General features: G+C 57.6%; 14 protein-coding genes. 10 read left to right on the forward strand and 4 right to left on the reverse strand.

The window, feature by feature from the left end; all coding sequences use genetic code 11:
• Nucleotides 1-46 precede the first annotated feature (46 nt).
• Together MHI61_RS07165 and MHI61_RS07170 are read left to right on the forward strand one after the other, a co-directional pair.
• Nucleotides 47-979: a VOC family protein gene (locus tag MHI61_RS07165; protein WP_239791472.1), complete on the forward strand. Its 933-nt coding sequence runs from the start codon at nt 47-49 to the stop codon at nt 977-979.
• Between the two features lie 10 nt (nt 980-989).
• Nucleotides 990-1595 carry an alpha/beta hydrolase gene (locus MHI61_RS07170; protein WP_239791473.1) on the forward strand — a complete coding sequence of 202 codons (606 nt, stop codon included), beginning with the start codon at nt 990-992 and terminating at the stop codon, nt 1593-1595.
• A 176-nt stretch (nt 1596-1771) separates the two neighbouring features.
• Here MHI61_RS07170 and MHI61_RS07175 read toward each other — a convergent pair whose 3' ends face one another.
• A complete protein-coding gene (locus MHI61_RS07175) occupies nt 1772-2023 on the reverse strand; it encodes a KTSC domain-containing protein (protein ID WP_239791474.1) in 252 nt (83 codons plus the stop codon).
• A 458-nt stretch (nt 2024-2481) separates the two neighbouring features.
• Between MHI61_RS07175 and MHI61_RS07180 the strand changes: the two genes are divergently transcribed.
• Nucleotides 2482-2706 (forward strand): hypothetical protein, encoded by a 225-nt coding sequence (locus tag MHI61_RS07180; RefSeq protein WP_239791475.1) that lies wholly within the window; start codon nt 2482-2484, stop codon nt 2704-2706.
• Nucleotides 2707-2779: 73 nt separating this feature from the next.
• Nucleotides 2780-3571, forward strand: coding sequence for a metallophosphoesterase (locus MHI61_RS07185; protein ID WP_239791476.1), 792 nt, complete (start codon nt 2780-2782; stop codon nt 3569-3571).
• A 175-nt stretch (nt 3572-3746) separates the two neighbouring features.
• Here the strand turns inward: MHI61_RS07185 and MHI61_RS07190 are convergent, their stop codons facing one another.
• Nucleotides 3747-5072, reverse strand: coding sequence for a UDP-glucose/GDP-mannose dehydrogenase family protein (locus tag MHI61_RS07190; RefSeq protein ID WP_222139571.1), 1326 nt, complete (start codon nt 5070-5072; stop codon nt 3747-3749).
• A 321-nt stretch (nt 5073-5393) separates the two neighbouring features.
• Nucleotides 5394-5993 (reverse strand): transglutaminase-like cysteine peptidase, encoded by a 600-nt coding sequence (locus MHI61_RS07195; RefSeq protein WP_222139570.1) that lies wholly within the window; start codon nt 5991-5993, stop codon nt 5394-5396.
• A 302-nt stretch (nt 5994-6295) separates the two neighbouring features.
• Here MHI61_RS07195 and MHI61_RS07200 point away from each other — a divergent pair, with 302 nt between their 5' ends.
• The 5 genes from MHI61_RS07200 to MHI61_RS07220 all read left to right on the forward strand — a co-directional run bounded on the left by MHI61_RS07200 (nt 6296) and on the right by MHI61_RS07220 (nt 13041).
• Nucleotides 6296-7723: an O-antigen ligase family protein gene (locus MHI61_RS07200; RefSeq protein WP_239791477.1), complete on the forward strand. Its 1428-nt coding sequence runs from the start codon at nt 6296-6298 to the stop codon at nt 7721-7723.
• 284 nt (nt 7724-8007) lie between these two features.
• Nucleotides 8008-9219 (forward strand): polysaccharide biosynthesis/export family protein, encoded by a 1212-nt coding sequence (locus tag MHI61_RS07205; protein WP_097578225.1) that lies wholly within the window; start codon nt 8008-8010, stop codon nt 9217-9219.
• Nucleotides 9220-9304: 85 nt separating this feature from the next.
• On the forward strand, nt 9305-10012 hold the full coding sequence (locus MHI61_RS07210; RefSeq protein ID WP_239791478.1) for a sugar transporter: 708 nt from the start codon (nt 9305-9307) through the stop codon (nt 10010-10012).
• Nucleotides 10013-10063: 51 nt separating this feature from the next.
• The gene (locus MHI61_RS07215; RefSeq protein WP_097578227.1) at nt 10064-12337 is read left to right on the forward strand and encodes a polysaccharide biosynthesis tyrosine autokinase; all 2274 of its coding nucleotides are present in this window, start codon (nt 10064-10066) and stop codon (nt 12335-12337) included.
• Nucleotides 12337-13041, forward strand: coding sequence for a hypothetical protein (locus MHI61_RS07220; RefSeq protein WP_239792797.1), 705 nt, complete (start codon nt 12337-12339; stop codon nt 13039-13041). The genes MHI61_RS07215 and MHI61_RS07220 overlap by 1 nt, the downstream gene beginning before the upstream one ends.
• A 195-nt stretch (nt 13042-13236) precedes the next feature.
• Here MHI61_RS07220 and MHI61_RS07225 read toward each other — a convergent pair whose 3' ends face one another.
• Nucleotides 13237-13944 (reverse strand): Ig-like domain-containing protein, encoded by a 708-nt coding sequence (locus MHI61_RS07225; protein WP_239791479.1) that lies wholly within the window; start codon nt 13942-13944, stop codon nt 13237-13239.
• Between the two features lie 668 nt (nt 13945-14612).
• Between MHI61_RS07225 and MHI61_RS07230 the strand changes: the two genes are divergently transcribed.
• Nucleotides 14613-16163 carry a right-handed parallel beta-helix repeat-containing protein gene (locus MHI61_RS07230; RefSeq protein WP_239791480.1) on the forward strand — a complete coding sequence of 517 codons (1551 nt, stop codon included), beginning with the start codon at nt 14613-14615 and terminating at the stop codon, nt 16161-16163.
• Nucleotides 16164-16501: the final 338 nt, after the last annotated feature.

Raw genomic sequence — 16501 nt, forward strand, 5'->3', positions numbered from 1 at the left:
ATGATCCATCGAAAGCCCGCAAGCGGCGGGCGAGAAAGGGTCTCACATGCTCGATCAAATCAAGGGTCTGCACCACGTCACGTCGATGGCGGAGGACGCCCGCACCAACAATCAGTTCTTCACCCATGCGCTCGGCCTTCGCCGCGTCAAGAAGACGGTGAATTTCGACGCCCCGGATGTCTATCATCTCTATTATGGTGATGAGACCGGTGCGCCAGGCACGATCATGACCTATTTTCCCTTCCCGAAGATGGCACAGGGCCGGCCCGGTACCGGTGAAGTGGGTACGACCGTGTTTTCGGTTCCGCAAGGTTCGCTCGGCTTCTGGAACGATCGCTTTGCCGCACTCGGCGTCGGCGGCCTGAAGAGCGATGAAAGCTTCGGCGAAAAGCGGTTGAACTTCTCCGGTCCCGATGGCGATGGCTTTGCGCTCGTCGAGGTCAGGGACGATGGCCGCCAGCCGTGGACGCATGGCGGCATCAGCGAGGATTATGCCATTCGCGGCTTTCACTCCGTCGCCATGCGGCTGCGGGATGACGGCGCCACCGCCGAACTGCTGAAATTCATGGGCTATGACGTCGCCGAGGAAAGGGACGGGGTCAAACGGCTGATCAAGCCTGACGGCAACGGTGCGCATCTCATCGATCTCGAGACGATGCCGAATATTGCCCGCGCGCTTCCCGGCGCCGGCTCCGTCCACCATGTCGCCTTCTCGGTCGAAAACCGTGAAAAGCAGCTCGAAGTGCGCAAGGCGCTGATGGACACCGGCTATCAGGTGACCCCGGTGATCGACCGCGATTATTTCTGGGCGGTCTATTTCCGTACGCCGGGTGGCGTTCTGTTCGAGGTTGCGACCAATGAGCCCGGCTTCGACCGCGACGAGGATACGGCTCATCTCGGCGAAGCTCTGAAGCTGCCGCAGCAGCACGCCCATCTTCGAGCGTTGCTTGAACAGCATCTGCAGCCGCTGGAAGCGTAAGGAGGGCGGCATGACGGAAATCGGATATGTGCACCGGCTGCATGCCGGCGCACCTGGCAAACCAATTCTGATCGTGTTGCATGGCACCGGCGGCGACGAAAACCAGCTCTTCGATTTCGGCCGACAGCTGCTGCCGGAAGCGACGGTTCTTGCTCCGCGCGGCGATGTTGCCGAACATGGTGCTGCGCGGTTCTTCCGGCGTAACGGTGAAGGGGTCTACGACATGGCCGACCTTTCACGGGCGACGGAGAAAATGGCCGCCTATGTCAAAGCATTCGCTGACGAGTACCAGGCTTCCCGTATTTTCGGCCTGGGCTTTTCGAACGGCGCCAATATTCTTGCCAATGTGCTGATCGAGAAGGGTATCTTCGACCTGGCGGTGCTGATGCACCCGCTCATTCCGTTTCAACCGGAAGCCCATTCGACGCTTGCGGGAAGAAAGGTGCTGGTGACGGCCGGGCGGCGGGATCCGATCGCCCCGATGGCCGTGACCGAAGCATTGTCGCAACACCTGAAAGGCCGCGGCGCCGAGGTCGGCATGGTCTGGCATCCCGGTGGCCATGAGATCGCCCCGCTCGAAATCGATGCAGTTCGCGATTTCTTCAGCGGCTATTGATCGATTGCGCCGGCAATCGGCGACGGCCGAATTGCGGGGCCGGTGAAAACCGGTCCCGCATCTCGGCTCAAACGACGACGTGGCATCGCCAATAGAGATGCCACCAAAACTGCTCTAACTCTTAATTGAGAGCAGGATTCAGATTTTGGGCCGACCGGGCCTAAAATCATCCTGTTCTAGGGACGAGGAGGATATTTGCCCCTGATTGCCTTCATGTAAAAATTCCCCGGTGACTCCGCCATCGTCAAGCCGACGACGACACCTTTGGGAACCCCTTCATATTCTCGCCTCTGACCGTTGGTCAGATAGACCCGTAGATGCCGGCTGTCTTCGTCGTAGGTAATCGCCTCGATAAGTTTCGAATCAACCGCAGTTTCCACTTTGCACCCCGCAGTTTTGGATTTGAGATTCTTGATCAAGAATGTCATTCGCGCTCGCAACGCGCCATCTTTATGCGGTGTCGCAAGGTCGTCAAGCGTGATCTGCTTTAACGTTCATTTTTTCCTGACGCCTCTCGTTTTAGTTGATTAATACAGCTTTTTCGAAGACCCCGCCTGTGGAAAATTGACAGTCTCCGGTTCTTCCAGGCGCAGAAATATTGGGTGATGCAGCTAAATTTTGAAGAATCCTGTAAAGAAACACAAGATTAACTAGCCGTTAACCATCATATATTAAGGGATTTGGAAATATTAATCGAAACATCTTCTCAATTATGGATCAATACGACGTGCCGTTGTTCGTGGCAGCCGTTTTGCTTATGCCCGCCAAGCGGCGTGAGACGCCCTGACCACGTGCCGCCGACAACCGACCGGCGGGCGAGATTCCTCGCATTCTTGTCGGTCCATCGCGACGGGAAAATCGTTCAAGCGCTTGGCGCGCCCAGATGATGACCGCGCAGGAGACGCTTGCGCTTTCCATCGGGCGCGACGAGGATGGACGATCGTCATTGCCCGATGTGCTGGATGCGCAACATTCGGCCACGACAAGCCAGGCGAGGCAGGCGCAGGCGGTTCAGCAAAAGGGCGATGGGTCCGTCGTTTTGAATGTGGCAATAGGTTCCGGCTACAATGTCGAGGCGGCCGCGATCAGGCCAACTTCTTATGATCACTAAACTTCGTGCCGTTGCGGCGATGGGTGAGAAATGGATCAGTTCCGACAGCCCGCCACACGGCCGGGTTTCACAAATGGGTTACATGTTTAACTATCTCGTCCCGTGGCGACAACAGATACCGATATTGACTGGCAGCCATAAAAAGCGCGCTCGGCTGACATTTGCCGAAGGCGATTTCGCCGCGGTCTACGCGATGAGCGATGTCCACGGATGTTATAACGAACTCGTCGAGGCGCATCGCCGCATCGAAGCGGATGCCGAGCGCATTCCGGGGCCGAAACTCATTCTCCTGCTCGGCGATTATGTCGATCGCGGACCGGATTCGAGCGCAGTGCTGGAATTCCTGAGCAAGCCGCCGCCGCCGGGATTTCAGCGTCTCGCCCTGTGCGGCAATCACGATGCGGAGCTGGTGAAGCTCTATCGCAAGCCGACGCGCCTTCTTGAATGGCTTGGTTTTGCCGGGACGGAGACGCTGAATTCATATGGCATCGACATCGAGCATCTGCTGCAATCGGCGGCTGGAAACGAAATGATCGCCCGCGTCATTCACAACATGATACCGGAGCGGCATATCCAATTCCTGGAATCGCTGCCGATCTTGCTGCAGATGGGAAGGGTCGTCTTTGTCCATGCGGGCATCAGACCTGGCATCGATCTCAAGAGACAAAAGGACAGCGACCTTATGTGGATCCGCCAGCCCTTTCTGGACGAAGGGCCGCAGCTTCCTTTCCTCGTGATCCATGGACACACCCCGGCGCGAATCCCGACATTCGGTCCACAACGCATCGGTATCGACACCGCGGTTTCGGCGACGGGCCGCCTGACCGTGCTGACGATCAAAGGGACGCGGGTCGGGCTCCTGTAGAACAGGAGGGCCGGTGTCGTGCGATAATCGCTTGCGGTGTTCGACGACGCGCTTTTGCTGGTTTTTCACCCATGTCGTTGTCCGGGTGCCACTGCAGGCTTCCGCAAGTGTTGCATAAAAAACGCCGCGGAATTTATGTTCCGCGGCGTCAGGATGTCGATCTCGGCAGACCTTATCAGGAGTTGGTCGTTTCGAAGAGATTGGTGCCGATGCCGGTATAGGTGAAGCCGTGTTTGCGGATCTCGTCGCTGCGGTAGATATTGCGCAGGTCGACTAGGACCGGAGCCCGCATCGACTGCTTCAGCCGGTTGAAATCGAGCGCGCGGAACTGGTTCCATTCGGTGACGATGACCAGCGCGTCCGCGCCAGCGGCTGCTTCATAGGGGCCGCTCGCATACTCGATATTCTCGATGACCTTGCGGGCGTTCTCCATACCCTCGGGATCGTAACCGACCACCTGGGCGCCATTGTCCTGCAGGGTCTGGATGATGGCGATTGCCGGGCTGTCGCGCATGTCGTCGGTGTTCGGCTTGAAGGTCAGGCCGAGGATCGCGATCTTCTTGCCGCGAATGTCGCCGCCGACCGCCGAAATCACCTTGCGTCCCATCGCCCGCTTGCGGTTGTCGTTGATCGAGATCGTCGTCTCGATGAGACGGACCGGCGCGTCGAAATCCTGCGCGGTCTTGGCCAGGGCAAGCGTATCCTTGGGGAAGCACGAGCCGCCGTAACCCGGGCCGGCGTGCAGGAACTTGGCGCCGATACGGCCGTCGAGACCGATGCCGCGCGAAACGTCCTGGACATTTGCATCAACCCGTTCGCAGAGATCGGCGATCTCGTTGATGAAGGTGATCTTCATCGCGAGGAAGGCGTTGGCAGCATATTTGATCAGTTCGGAGGTGCGGCGGGAAGTGAAGACCAGCGGCGCCTGGTTGAGATAAAGCGGCCGATAGACCTCGGTCATGGCTTCGCGCGCCCGGTCGTCGTTCAGACCGACGACGATGCGGTCGGGGCGCTTGAAATCTTCGATCGCCGCGCCCTCGCGGAGGAACTCGGGATTGGAAACGACGGCGACATCGGCTGTCGGATTGGTTTCGCGGATGATGCGCTCAACCTCATCCCCGGTCCCAACCGGTACGGTCGACTTGGTGACGACGACGGTGAAGCCTTCTACGTAGGTCGCGATCTCGCGTGCCGCCGCATAGACGTAGGAGAGATCGGCATGGCCGTCGCCACGCCGGGAGGGCGTGCCGACCGCGATGAACACGACGTCGGCGCCACGAACGCTTTCGCCGACATCCGTCGAAAAGGACAGGCGGCCGGTGCTCGTGTTTTCGGCGACCAGTTGATCGAGACCTGGCTCGTAAATCGGAATGCGGCCTTCGCGAAGGGCCTCGATCTTACTCAGATCCTTGTCGACGCAGATGACGTCGTGGCCGAAATCCGCAAAGCAAACGCCTGAAACGAGGCCGACATAGCCTGATCCAATCATCGTGATGCGCATATTTCCCTCAAATCATTAGAGTAGAACGTCATGCTGCGTCGCAGCATGGCCCCCGTCATACTTAATCTGGGCGAAAAGACAACATCGAAGATCGCCTGGTGGCCCAAATCGGAATTCCAACTCAGGGCGCTGCGACCCGCGCCAGCTGCCCTGTCGATAGCAAAAACACAGGTTTGTGTGGAAGATATGACAAGTCGAGCCGCGCATCGGCGCCGGCTCGACTTCAAGCCGGAACGGGTGGATTCAATTATTTAGATGTGGGCATTGCGGAGGCTAGGGCACTTCACGGCTTTGCCGGAATTGCCCGAGCCGCGCGCGTTTTCACAGGCGATACCAGACGTAGGGGTCGGTGTCCGATTGGATTTTATCCCAGCGCAGATCGGTATCGTGCCAGTTCTTGATGCTGCTCTTCCTGTTGTCGAGCACCAGGTCGCCCTTGTCGGTTCTGACCACAAGGACGGCGTGTCCTTCGCCGGAGGGCGTATAGGCCGTCGCAATTCGCAAAGCGCGCGACGACCAGCCCATTGCCATCAGCCGGCTGCGCTTGGTCAGCGCAAAATCCTCACAGTCGCCGCTGCGGACGTTCACCTTCCAGACATCGCCGTTCAGTTCGTTGCGCGGGTCGTTTCTGCCGATCATCGTGCGATTGACGGAGTTGTTCACATCCTTCAGCTGCAGCATTTCCTTGTCAGTCAGTGCCAGGACCGACAAACCATTGTTGTCGCGGCATTCGGCCGGGTTCTGGGCGCAGAACAGCACCTGGGCGAAGGGCGGAATGATCGTTCCTTTTTCTGAGATATAGCTCACTGCCGAACCGCTGGTCAGGCCGCGGGCGAACCCTGCGGGACCGGCGGCAAGTGCAGAGCAGGCATTCGCTGCTGTAAAAGCCAGTGCCAGAAGTGTAACGAACGTCTTCTTCATCTCTTAATCCCCGTTCAGGGCAACCGATTGAGATCAGGCTTGCCTTTTTTCTCAGTCAATGGCATGGCGGATTAGTGATCTGCCAAGTATTGGGCACAGAACGTCTGTCCCGCTTCTGCTGCTTGAAGGAGCATAATCGGGGCCGGTCTCGATTGGCTTAAGCCTTTCGCGACAATTTTAAACGATGTGGAATTCTGTTGCACTTTAACACGCAAGCGTTTGATATGCAACTTATGTTAGTACGAGTATATTAACCGTATTGGTTGTATCTCTCTCGTTGCTGCTGCTGGTGAGCGAATCAAATGTTATCCAACCTCATCAACGGGCAGGTCTTACGGGAGACGATCCTCTTTGCCTTTATTGGCCTGGTAATATTGACGCTCATTCCGTTCGGAAGCGTTACGCCCTTTCCTTTCGCCTTCGCTGCGATCGGGATGTTTGCTCTGGCCATTATTGCCGGGCTGCTGTTTGGAGAGCCGAGGCAGGCCGGATGGGTGTTCAGCATCGCTCTGTTTCTGCTGGTCGTGCTGACGGCGTGGACCTTCGTCCAGACAATCGAACTGCCGGCCAATTGGCTGGCAAACCCTGCCTGGAGCGCTGCGCGTGACTTGGCGGGCGTTCAATACGCGGCGATCTCCGTCGAGCCGGCCGATACGCTCGCCTCAATTCTTTGGGTGGCTCTGCCTTTCGTGACCTTCCTGACCGGACTGGTCTTGTGCGATACCGATCAACGGGCGCGGAAAGTGCTGGCCAGCCTGGGGCTCACGGCGGGCGGTATCGCGGTTTTCAGTCTGATACAATTTTCGATGTTTCCCAACATCCTGATCGTCATCGAAAAACACGCCTACCTCGACAGCCTGACGGCCGTGTTCGTCAACCGCAATACCGCCGCGACCTTCCTCGGGCTGGGAACGCTGCTGATGCTGACCCTGGTCAGGGACATTGCCCGTTCCTATTCAAACCATCCGCCCGGCGAGCCGGGCCGAAACGTTCTTCTCTTGAGAGTGTGGATCTACATTCTGCTCTTGTGCGCGTGTTTCACCGCGCTGATGCTGAGCCGATCACGCGCTGGGATATTCGCGACCTTTGTTGCCGCTCTCATCTACTTTCCCTGGCTTGTCATCTCTTGGAACAACTCCAGGCGCCATATGAGACCGACGCCAAGATGGTGGTCGATATTGAAGCTTCTTTCGGCGATGACCTTCGTTGTCCTGTTGCTGAGCATGTTTGCCGGTCAGGCGATTTTGCGTGCGCAACAGCGGCGTCTCGAGGACGATGATCGTTTTTGCATCCTGCCAGGCATCTGGCGTGCCATTTCGGATCATTGGGTGACGGGGACGGGTCTCGGCACCTTTCGCACCGTGTTTTCCGCCTATCGCGATCCGGCCTGCGGCATTTTCGGGATTTTCGATCGCGCTCACAATTTCTACCTCGAAGGATTTCTGGGCCTCGGGATTTTATTTCCGATCGCGGCGATCGTTGCCTTCTCGGTGCTTGCCAGAGTGTTTTGGCGGGGGCTCGCGCAACGGCGCCGCTTGAGACATTATGTTCTTCTTGGTCTGGCGGCGACGGTATTGGTCGCCCTTCATGCCGCGGTTGATTTTTCGCTGCAAATACCAGGCTTTGCAGTATTTTTTGCCGCTTTCCTCAGCGCCGTCGTCGCCATCAGCGTTGGACGCAATGGCGGCGAAGCGGAACGGCAATATGTGCGGCCGGTCAGCGGTCGATGATTGAACAGATGGTTTCGTGAAGGTTTTTCGAAAATGCCGTTTGTGGGGTAACGCGCTGTTGACTCTGAAACGCAAGAGATTTTATAGCGGGGGCAGCCTTCAGGTCGTTGCCGGCAACAGAGAAGCCGGGTTCGAGCGTTTCGCTTGGTGAAGGGCTTGGCGTTGCCAGCCTGCCACAGTTAGAGGAATGTTAATCCGTCTACATTGATTATTGGTCAGGGATTGTCTTGTATTTTGTAAAATTGCGAGGCAGTAGCTTCAGGGGCGTCAACACAGGTTATTCTATGGGTTGTTTTCCTATCGGTAGTACACGCGTCGCCATTGTTGTAGCGCTAACGACTATATTGGCAAGCTGCACGTCGTTGCCAAGATCCGGTCCCGATCACAAAGATGTTGATCGAGGCGCGGCAGTGAAAGTAACAACGAAGGAGCGTCGCGTCGGTATCGACTACGCCCTGATTGACCTCAGCAAGAACGTCCTGCCATATTTCACGTCTCCGCAGCCGACCTCCTTCAAGGGGTTTGGCGGTGGTCGCGGTGGGGCGCCTGAAATTCCGCTTGGTTATGGCGACGTCGTCCAGGTCGCTATCTTCGAAGCCCAGTCCGGTGGGTTGTTCATTCCGTCGGACGCCGGCAGCCGACCCGGCAATTACATCTCTCTGCCGGAGCAGACCATCGACAGAAACGGAACGATCACGATCCCCTATGCCGGTCGCGTTCCGGCTGCCGGTCGCCTGAAGGAGACCGTGGAGCAGGACGTCGAAGATCGGCTGGCCAGCCGGGCGATCGAGCCGCAGGTGGTTATTACGACAACGACCAGCCGCTCCAGTCAGGTGGCCGTGCTCGGTGACGTCAACAGTCCTCAGCGCGTCACGATCAGCCCGGCCGGGGAGCGCGTTCTCGATGTCATTTCCGCCGCGGGCGGTTTGACAACCAACAATATCGAAACGAATGTGACGCTGCAGCGCCGCGGCAGAACCGCAACCGTCGCCTACAACACGCTGTTGAAGAATCCGGCGGAGAATATCTATGTTGCGCCGGATGATACGATCTCGATCGATCATGAGCGCCGTACCTATCTTGCGCTCGGCGCCGCCGGCGTCAGTGGCCGCTTCGATTTCGAGGAGTCCGACCTCACCCTTGGAGAGGCTATCGCCAAGGCGGGCGGCCTGCGCGATGATCGCGCCGATCCGGCTCAGATCCTGCTTTATCGGCTTGTCCCGAAGAAGACGGTTGCCGCGATGCATGTCGATACGACGAGGTTTGCTGGCGATACGGTTCCGGTGATCGTTCGCGCCAATCTTCGCGATCCGGCAACCTTGTTTGCCACTCAGCAATTCAAGATGGAAGACAAGGACGTTATCTATATCTCCAATTCGGACTCTGTTGAATTGGTCAAGTTCCTTGACATCGTAAACTCGGTATCGTCCACTGTCGCCGGCGTGTCGGACGACGTGAACGATACTCGCAACGCAGTGCGCAATCTCGGACGTTGATTGAAATGGGCGGACCGGCGTCGATCGTGAATGATCGAGGCCGGCGGCCTATCAGCTAGCGGATTTGATGAAGGAAATTGTGGGTATGGCAAGGTCAGTTGTTTATCGTCGGCTTGCTTATAGCGGAATTATCGTCGCGGCCTTTGCCGGCATGACTTCAAGCGCTTTTGCGGCTGCTTGCCTGGGGCCGGCAAATCTGACGCCCGTCGACATCAGCGGATTTACGGCCAATCCCGCCGTTCTGCTCGACATGTCCGATCCATTGGTTTTATCATCGCGTGTACGCGCATTGGTCGGAAGCAGCGAGGACGCCCTGTCGCCGGTGATCGAGCAGGCCAAGAAGGCCAATGCCGCCCAGATGGCGGCGATCGGGGCCGGTCTTGGACGGGCGGCCAACAGCTGCCAGGTCTCGGACCCGCAATTCAAGCTCGCGATCGAAAAAGCGGTCGCCGAGGCGGCCACTGCCGATCCCAACCTTGCGCCGCTGTTGGCAGCCTTTGCAAAAGTTCTCGCCGAAGGCGGCACAGCGGCACTCGGTCCGGGCGCAAGCGCGGCTGCCGCAGCATCCGGTATCGGCAATGACGGATCGATCGGTCGCACCGGTCCCGGAGCGGATGACGGTACGCCGTTTGAGGGCAGCGCCACGACTGCCGGCACGCTGCAGGTTTCGAATGCGGGGGACGGCGATAGTTCATCGACCTCAACGACGACACTGATCAGCACGGGCGGGGCAGGGCAGTCGTCAACCGACCCGACGCAATCGACGAGTCAGAGTGTGCCCGTCACACAATAGCTGGAATTGCCTGTAGATCTTAGCGCTTGACGCCTTTGTTGGAGATCGAAATTGCTGTCGCCAGATAAACTTACGCCGCGTATCGACCCCTCCCGCGATACGGGAAACGAAGCTGATTTCATCGATTTCGACAAGCTCATCGCCATTGCTCGTCGGCAGTGGCGGATCGTTGCGGCTTGTGCTTTCGCTTTTGGCATTCTCGGCGTCGTCTATGTCCTGACATCCGTGCCGGTTTACACTGCCGATACGAGCGTGTTGATCGACCGCAGCGACAATCAGGTCATCAATCAGCTCGCCGCTTTCGGCCAGTTGGACGACGACGAAGGCACTGTTCTCAGCCAGGTCGAGCTGTTGAAGTCGGACACGATCGCCTATGCGGTCGTCGACAAGCTGAAACTGGTTGACGACCCGGTGTTCACGGCGCCGAAGAATTCGCTTTTTTCTGTCGCAACGCTGAAATCGCTGGTGAATTTTCGTTCCTGGTTTGCCGATGACGTGGCTGTTGCACCCGATCCGGCGAGGAAGCGGCGAAGTGCCGCTGAAACGGTCGCGGGCAATATCGATGTCGAACGGGTTGGCAAATCCTATGTTCTCGATGTCAGCTATACCTCGCAGTCGCCGGATCTGGCGCGCGAAATCGCCGCCGCCATCGCCGACGTTTATATGGTCGATAAGCTCAATTCCAAATATGAGGCGACACGCCGGGCCGGCGAGTGGCTGCAGGAGCGTATCGAAGAGCTTCGGCAGCAGGCGCTGGACACCGACCTCGCGGTGCAGAAATTCCGCAGCGAGCATGGGCTCGTCGAGTCAGGATCCGGCACGCTGCTCAGCGAACAGCAGCTCTCCGAGCTCAACAGCCAGTTGATCACCGCCCAGGCCGCGACGGCCCAGGCTGAGGCGAAATACGCCCGCATCAAGTCGATCATCCAGGCCAAGCAGACCGATGCGATCGTGACCGACGTGCTCGACAGCTCGATTTCGAACGATCTTCGCAAGAAATATCTGGAAGCGTCGAAGCTCGAGGCCGAGATCGAGGCACGGCTGGGTCCGGACCACGTCCAGGCCGTCCGGCTTCGCGCCGAAATGGCCGAATATGAACGGCTGATGTTCGACGAACTCAATCGTATCGCCGAGAGCTACCAGAGCGAGCTGCAGGTTGCGCAATCCCGTGAGAAATCGCTGCGCGACAGCGTTGACCAGGCAACCGGCGTGGCTGCAACGGCGGGCGAGACGCAAGTTCAGCTTCGTGAGCTCGAACGGACGCGCGATACCTATAAGAACCTCTATCAGAACTTCCTGACGCGCTACCAGGAGGCGATCCAGCAGCAGAGCTTCCCCATTACCGCCGCACGTATCATCACAATCGCGGAGACGCCGACGAAGCCGAGCGCGCCGAAGAGAAGCCTCGTTGTCGCTTTTGCCATGTTCCTGGGATGTGCATTCGGTAGCGGCATCGGCGCTTTCCGCGAATTCCGCGATCGCTTCTTCCGCACGGGCGACGATGTCAAGGACATGCTCGACGTCGAGTCTCTCGGTGTCATGCCGCTGATCGAGAACAACGTCGAGGATCCGACCCTCGTCGATCCGGGCAATCCGCGCAGCATCGCCAGGGGCGGCAAGACGACGACCTATGTCGAGGAGCATCCGCTATCGGCATTCGCCGAGACGCTTCGAAGTGCGAAGATTGCCATCGATATCAGCGCGGCGGATCAGCGCTGCAAGGTCATTGGCGTCGTGTCGAGCCTGCCGGGCGAGGGCAAGTCGACGACAGCCATCAACTTTGCCAAGCTTCTGGCAATGCAGGGCGCGCGTTGCCTGCTGATCGACGGCGACATGCGAAATCCCGGAGCGACCCGGGCGATCGGCCGCCATGCCGAAGCCGGCTTGCTTGAAGCAATCGTCGACAATCGCCCGCTCAAGGATCTGATCCTTCTCGATCCCAAAACGAAGCTTGCGTTCCTGCCGACGGTGGCACGATACCGCGTTCCGCACTCTTCGGAGCTGCTGGCTTCGCGCGGCATGGATCAGCTGCTTGAGATGGCGCGCCAGAGCTTCGATTACATTATCGTCGACTTGCCGCCGCTCGCGCCTGTCGTTGACGCGCGCGCCATTAACCCGAAGCTCGATGCCGTCGTATTCGTGATCGAGTGGGGCAAGACCTCGCGCAAGGTGGTGCAGTCGACCCTGTTGTCCGAGCCGGATCTCTATACCAAATGCGTCGGCGCGATATTGACCAAGGTCGATCCCTCGCAGATGAAGCTCTACCGGACATTCGGTTCCAGCGAATATTACTATAAGCGTTATTCGCGATACTATACCGAGTGATGCTCGCCGGTCGGCTTATTTCACCTGCAAGGATCATTTTCCTTATCGTCACCGCGGTCTTCGCGGTGCTGGCCGGCCGAGAACTGTATGCTTCGATAAGAACGGCCAGCATCTCGATCGTTGCCGAAAGGATCGAGCGCGGCGACACCGTCACGAATGAGATCGCGGCCAGATATACGGCGCGCGCGATCGCCATGGTTGACGGACATTATTGCCGATCGGACATCGTCGCCGCCGGCGTCACGCTCGTTCTGGCGCAGCTCGATCGACAAAGCGTCAATGGCAACTACGATGCCTGGGTTGCGGCGGCCTCGAATGCCCGCCGCTATCTCCGGCACGCGCTCTCCTGCATGCCGACCAACAGCAATTTCTGGCTTCGTCTTGCCGCTGTTCAGTCGACAATCGCGGAGGAACCGCTTGCGATTGCAGAAATGATGAAACGTTCTGTCGCTCTTGCGCCCTATGACGAGTCGATCGTTTTGACCCGGTTTTATTTCTGGAACGATTTCACCAATGCAACGCTTTCGGCGGCCAGCAGCGCCGTTGACGGCGATCTGACGACGATGTTGAAACTCGGCGACCGCTGCCGGGTCAATGCCACCATGAAAGCCATCAGCCCGCAGCTCCGTCCGGTCTTCGATCGGATCTGGGCGAGTGTCGGTGAAGGGGCGACGGCGCGGTTTCGACAGCGCTGCAGCCGGTGATTCCAGCTGCAAAGCTTCGACCATTGAAGCCGGCGCCCTGAAGCGGACTGTGGACGATGATCGAAGGAGTTGATGACGCGGTATCAGCTTCCGTCACCATTGATGCGGCCGAATGGCTCGCGAAATTTTCACCTTCACGCGACGACAACGCCCGCTGTTGTGCAGCGGGCGTTGTTTCTTGATGGTTGTCGATGATCAGACTCCGACGCCGCCGGACACCACGTCGGTGCCGGCAATGTTGAGCGTCAGAATGCCGGCGTCCGTGTGGCCTTCGCCATCGGAGATCTTGTAGTACTGGACGGTTTCGGTGACCTGATCGCCGGGCGCAATATCCTGCGTGAGCTCATAGGTGAAGTCGCCATTCGCCTTGACGTGGAACGTGCCATAGGTGCCGAGAATATCGGTAACGGCGCCGCTATTGCCGTTGACGTTCGTGCCGTCGAACTGGCGGAGGAAAAGCTGACCATTGTCGCCCGGAATGTCGTTGGCCAGCGCGTTGCCGCTGATCAGATCGCCTTCGTTGAAACTGTAATGGTCGTCGACCGCGACCGGCTTGACCTGGGTTACGCCCTGAATGTTGAGGGTGAACAGGCCCATATCGGTGTGGCCGGCGCCGTCGGAGATCTTGTAGGAAACCTTCTCCTGAATCAGCTCGCCGTTGCTGAAGCCAATCTTGGCGGCATCGCTCAGTACATAGGTGTAGCTGCCGTCGGCCTTGACGTAGAAGGTGCCGTAATCCCCCTGGATCGTGGTGACCTGACCGGCCTGTTTGGCGCCGACGCTCTGTTGGTCGAAGGCGCGCAGGAAAAGGTTGCCGTCAGATGTGTCGTTGCCGAGCAGGTTTCCGGAAATAACGTCGGTTTCCAGAAAAGTTGCAGTATCGTCGGTTGCGTGAATAGCCATTTGCCTCTCTCCTTGAAATTGATCTTCGCCGGTCATTTTTGACTTCAGCGAGCGGCCCGATTAATGATGTCTTAATATGGGGAGTCAAGCGCATAGTTAACGGAGGATTGATATCCTTGAGTGTATTTTATCAATAATTACACACGCACAATGCACATAAGCCGATGAAAGACTTTGATAATATTGCGTTAATAATAAGTGATTGTCTCGTGCTGTCATATTGATGCAGCTGTTTCTTCTAACTAAAAGAATCTTTATTCTGAAGCAAATGTAATTAGTATGGTGGTGTCTGTATTCTTCTGGCTGGGTCGCGTGTAATCACTTTGGATTATGGGTTATTTCTGCAAGTTCCGGCGGAGAATCGGAAAGGCAAGGCCAATGATATTACTATCATACAGGGTTTTTAGGCAGTGGGTCCTATCGCGGCGCTGGCCGGCCGAAATCGTGCTTGCTCGGATCAGAACTTGGCAACTGCGTCCGGCCCAGTAAACCGGCTTGCCGCCGTGGCGACGCAACCTTGTCGCGACGAAGTATAATGACTACACCAATCTATTTATATTGAGAGCACAAGAATTATTGCGAGATATCACGCATTTTAGTGTTTCATTTTAGCCGCCGGAGAGAGGTGCGCGGTTAGAAGATTTTCCATTACCTTGGGAGATCGCAGCATGACCGTCTATTACGTGAATTCAGTGACAGGATCCGACAACAACAACGGAACCGGTGAGAGTTCAGCCTTCGCGACATTGTCTGCTGTTGAAGCCTTGAAGCTAAAGCCGGGCGATAGTGTACTGCTTGCCGCCGGAAGCACATTTAACGAACAGTTCGACCTGAAATATTCTGGCAGCGTCAGCGCTCCGATCACAATCGGCAGCTATGGCATTGGTGACGCACCGGTCATTCGCAGCAGCAATGATGGGATCCACGGTTCCAAGGCGTCGAATATCGTCATCGAGAACATCAAAATCGCCGATACCGGCGCCAACGCGATCTACGCGGGCAATGTCTCGAACTGGACCGTGCGCAACGTCGAAGTGTCGAATACCGGCCTGTCCGGAAAGCCGGGGTCGGTCAGCTTCCAGAGCAGCCAGAACATCACGATCGAGAACAGCGCATTGACGGGTGTGCATTCTGACGGCATCTGGATGGACAAGGTCAAGGGCATCACTCTCGTCAACAATACGGTCACCAACAGCCTAGGCAGCGCGGCCGACGCCATCCAGCTCAACGACAGCAGCAATATCCTGGTCAAGGACAACCATCTGGAGCAGACCGAAACCAACAGCGCCAAGGGTGTGCTGGTGCTGATCCGGGCGCAGAACGCGGTGGTCGAGGGCAATACACTGGTGGGCGGCGGCTTCGGGCTGAGCGCGCAGGCGGGCACGAACATTGCCATCCATGACAATGACATCTCGGGATATGGCGGTTACAGCTGGTCCTACGGCATCGGGCTCGGCGATCAGGGCAACGCGACAAACTACGATATCAGCGGGAATTATCTGCACGGGGGCGTATACGGCGTGCTGATCAGCGCCATCGGCAATCCCGCTTATGTCCGCGAGAATATCGCCATCCATGACAATGTTTTCGACGATCTGTCTTCTTCGGCGCTGAAGATCGACAAGCCCGCATCGGGCTCCTTCTACGACAATATCATCGACAGCGCGGTGTCGACGCTAACGATGCCCGCCACAATCGCCGCCCAGAACACGTTCTTCATCGGCGAAAGCAAGACGATCGAGCAAGCGCAGGCCGAACTCGACAGCGCCGCCGGCAGCACGACCGGTGATCCACAGGTCAGCTTTCCTGCGCCTGTTGCGGAACCCCCGGCCCCCGTCCCTGCCGTCACCGCAAAGATTGTCGCCGTGCATGATCACCTGAAGATCACGGAAGATGCCGGCAGCGCCTATCACGGCAACCTGCTCGAGAACGACAATGCGAGCAACGGCACGATACTGCTTCGCCGCTTCGGCGACAGCGCGGTCGACAAGCACGGGCTGACGCTGACCGGGAAATACGGCGTCATTCACGTTGAGCGCGATGGCGATTACACTTACACGGTCGATGCTGCCAAACTCGCCGGCCTCAGCGGCAAGGTCAGCGAATCCTTCCAATACAAGATCTCCGATGGCGCCTCCCATATCGACGCCGACAGCTTGAGCGTCTCCATCAATGTCGACACGTTCCACAGCAGCCACGCCTCGCTCCTGCTTTCCTGACGTTTGAAGCGGCTCCGCCTTTACCCGCCGGAGCCGCTCGATTTCCGTTCCGAGTTCGGGCGAGGTCCCGTCTGCCGGACTGAAATGCGCGGACGAGTGGCGGCAAATGTTCCCTCATCGCCAGATAAATCTAACTATAGATTGCATTTATAGTTAACGCGCCAGTAGATACCCGAAGCTGAACGTGCCACGCTTTCGCCGCTTTGGACCGTTATTGGGCGATTTGCGCTTTTCACTTGCTTCCGACGGTATGTTTATCGTACCGTTAAAGTTAGAGCCTCTGAAATTGTTCGTGATAAATTTGTATTTTTGGTCACGTTTCGGTGGGATTCATGTAC

The organism is Rhizobium sp. K102 (assembly GCF_022385315.1).
Taxonomy (GTDB): domain Bacteria; phylum Pseudomonadota; class Alphaproteobacteria; order Rhizobiales; family Rhizobiaceae; genus Rhizobium; species Rhizobium croatiense.

Coding starts and splice junctions, on each gene's coding strand:
- MHI61_RS07220 (WP_239792797.1), top strand. CDS start 12,337: ATGCTCGCCGGTCGGCTTATTTCACCTGCAAGGATCATTTTCCTTATC.
- MHI61_RS07175 (WP_239791474.1), bottom strand. CDS start 2,023: ATGACATTCTTGATCAAGAATCTCAAATCCAAAACTGCGGGGTGCAAA.
- MHI61_RS07225 (WP_239791479.1), bottom strand. CDS start 13,944: ATGGCTATTCACGCAACCGACGATACTGCAACTTTTCTGGAAACCGAC.
- MHI61_RS07200 (WP_239791477.1), top strand. CDS start 6,296: ATGTTATCCAACCTCATCAACGGGCAGGTCTTACGGGAGACGATCCTC.
- MHI61_RS07210 (WP_239791478.1), top strand. CDS start 9,305: ATGGCAAGGTCAGTTGTTTATCGTCGGCTTGCTTATAGCGGAATTATC.
- MHI61_RS07230 (WP_239791480.1), top strand. CDS start 14,613: ATGACCGTCTATTACGTGAATTCAGTGACAGGATCCGACAACAACAAC.
- MHI61_RS07205 (WP_097578225.1), top strand. CDS start 8,008: ATGGGTTGTTTTCCTATCGGTAGTACACGCGTCGCCATTGTTGTAGCG.
- MHI61_RS07185 (WP_239791476.1), top strand. CDS start 2,780: ATGGGTTACATGTTTAACTATCTCGTCCCGTGGCGACAACAGATACCG.
- MHI61_RS07170 (WP_239791473.1), top strand. CDS start 990: ATGACGGAAATCGGATATGTGCACCGGCTGCATGCCGGCGCACCTGGC.
- MHI61_RS07165 (WP_239791472.1), top strand. CDS start 47: ATGCTCGATCAAATCAAGGGTCTGCACCACGTCACGTCGATGGCGGAG.
- MHI61_RS07180 (WP_239791475.1), top strand. CDS start 2,482: ATGACCGCGCAGGAGACGCTTGCGCTTTCCATCGGGCGCGACGAGGAT.
- MHI61_RS07190 (WP_222139571.1), bottom strand. CDS start 5,072: ATGCGCATCACGATGATTGGATCAGGCTATGTCGGCCTCGTTTCAGGC.
- MHI61_RS07195 (WP_222139570.1), bottom strand. CDS start 5,993: ATGAAGAAGACGTTCGTTACACTTCTGGCACTGGCTTTTACAGCAGCG.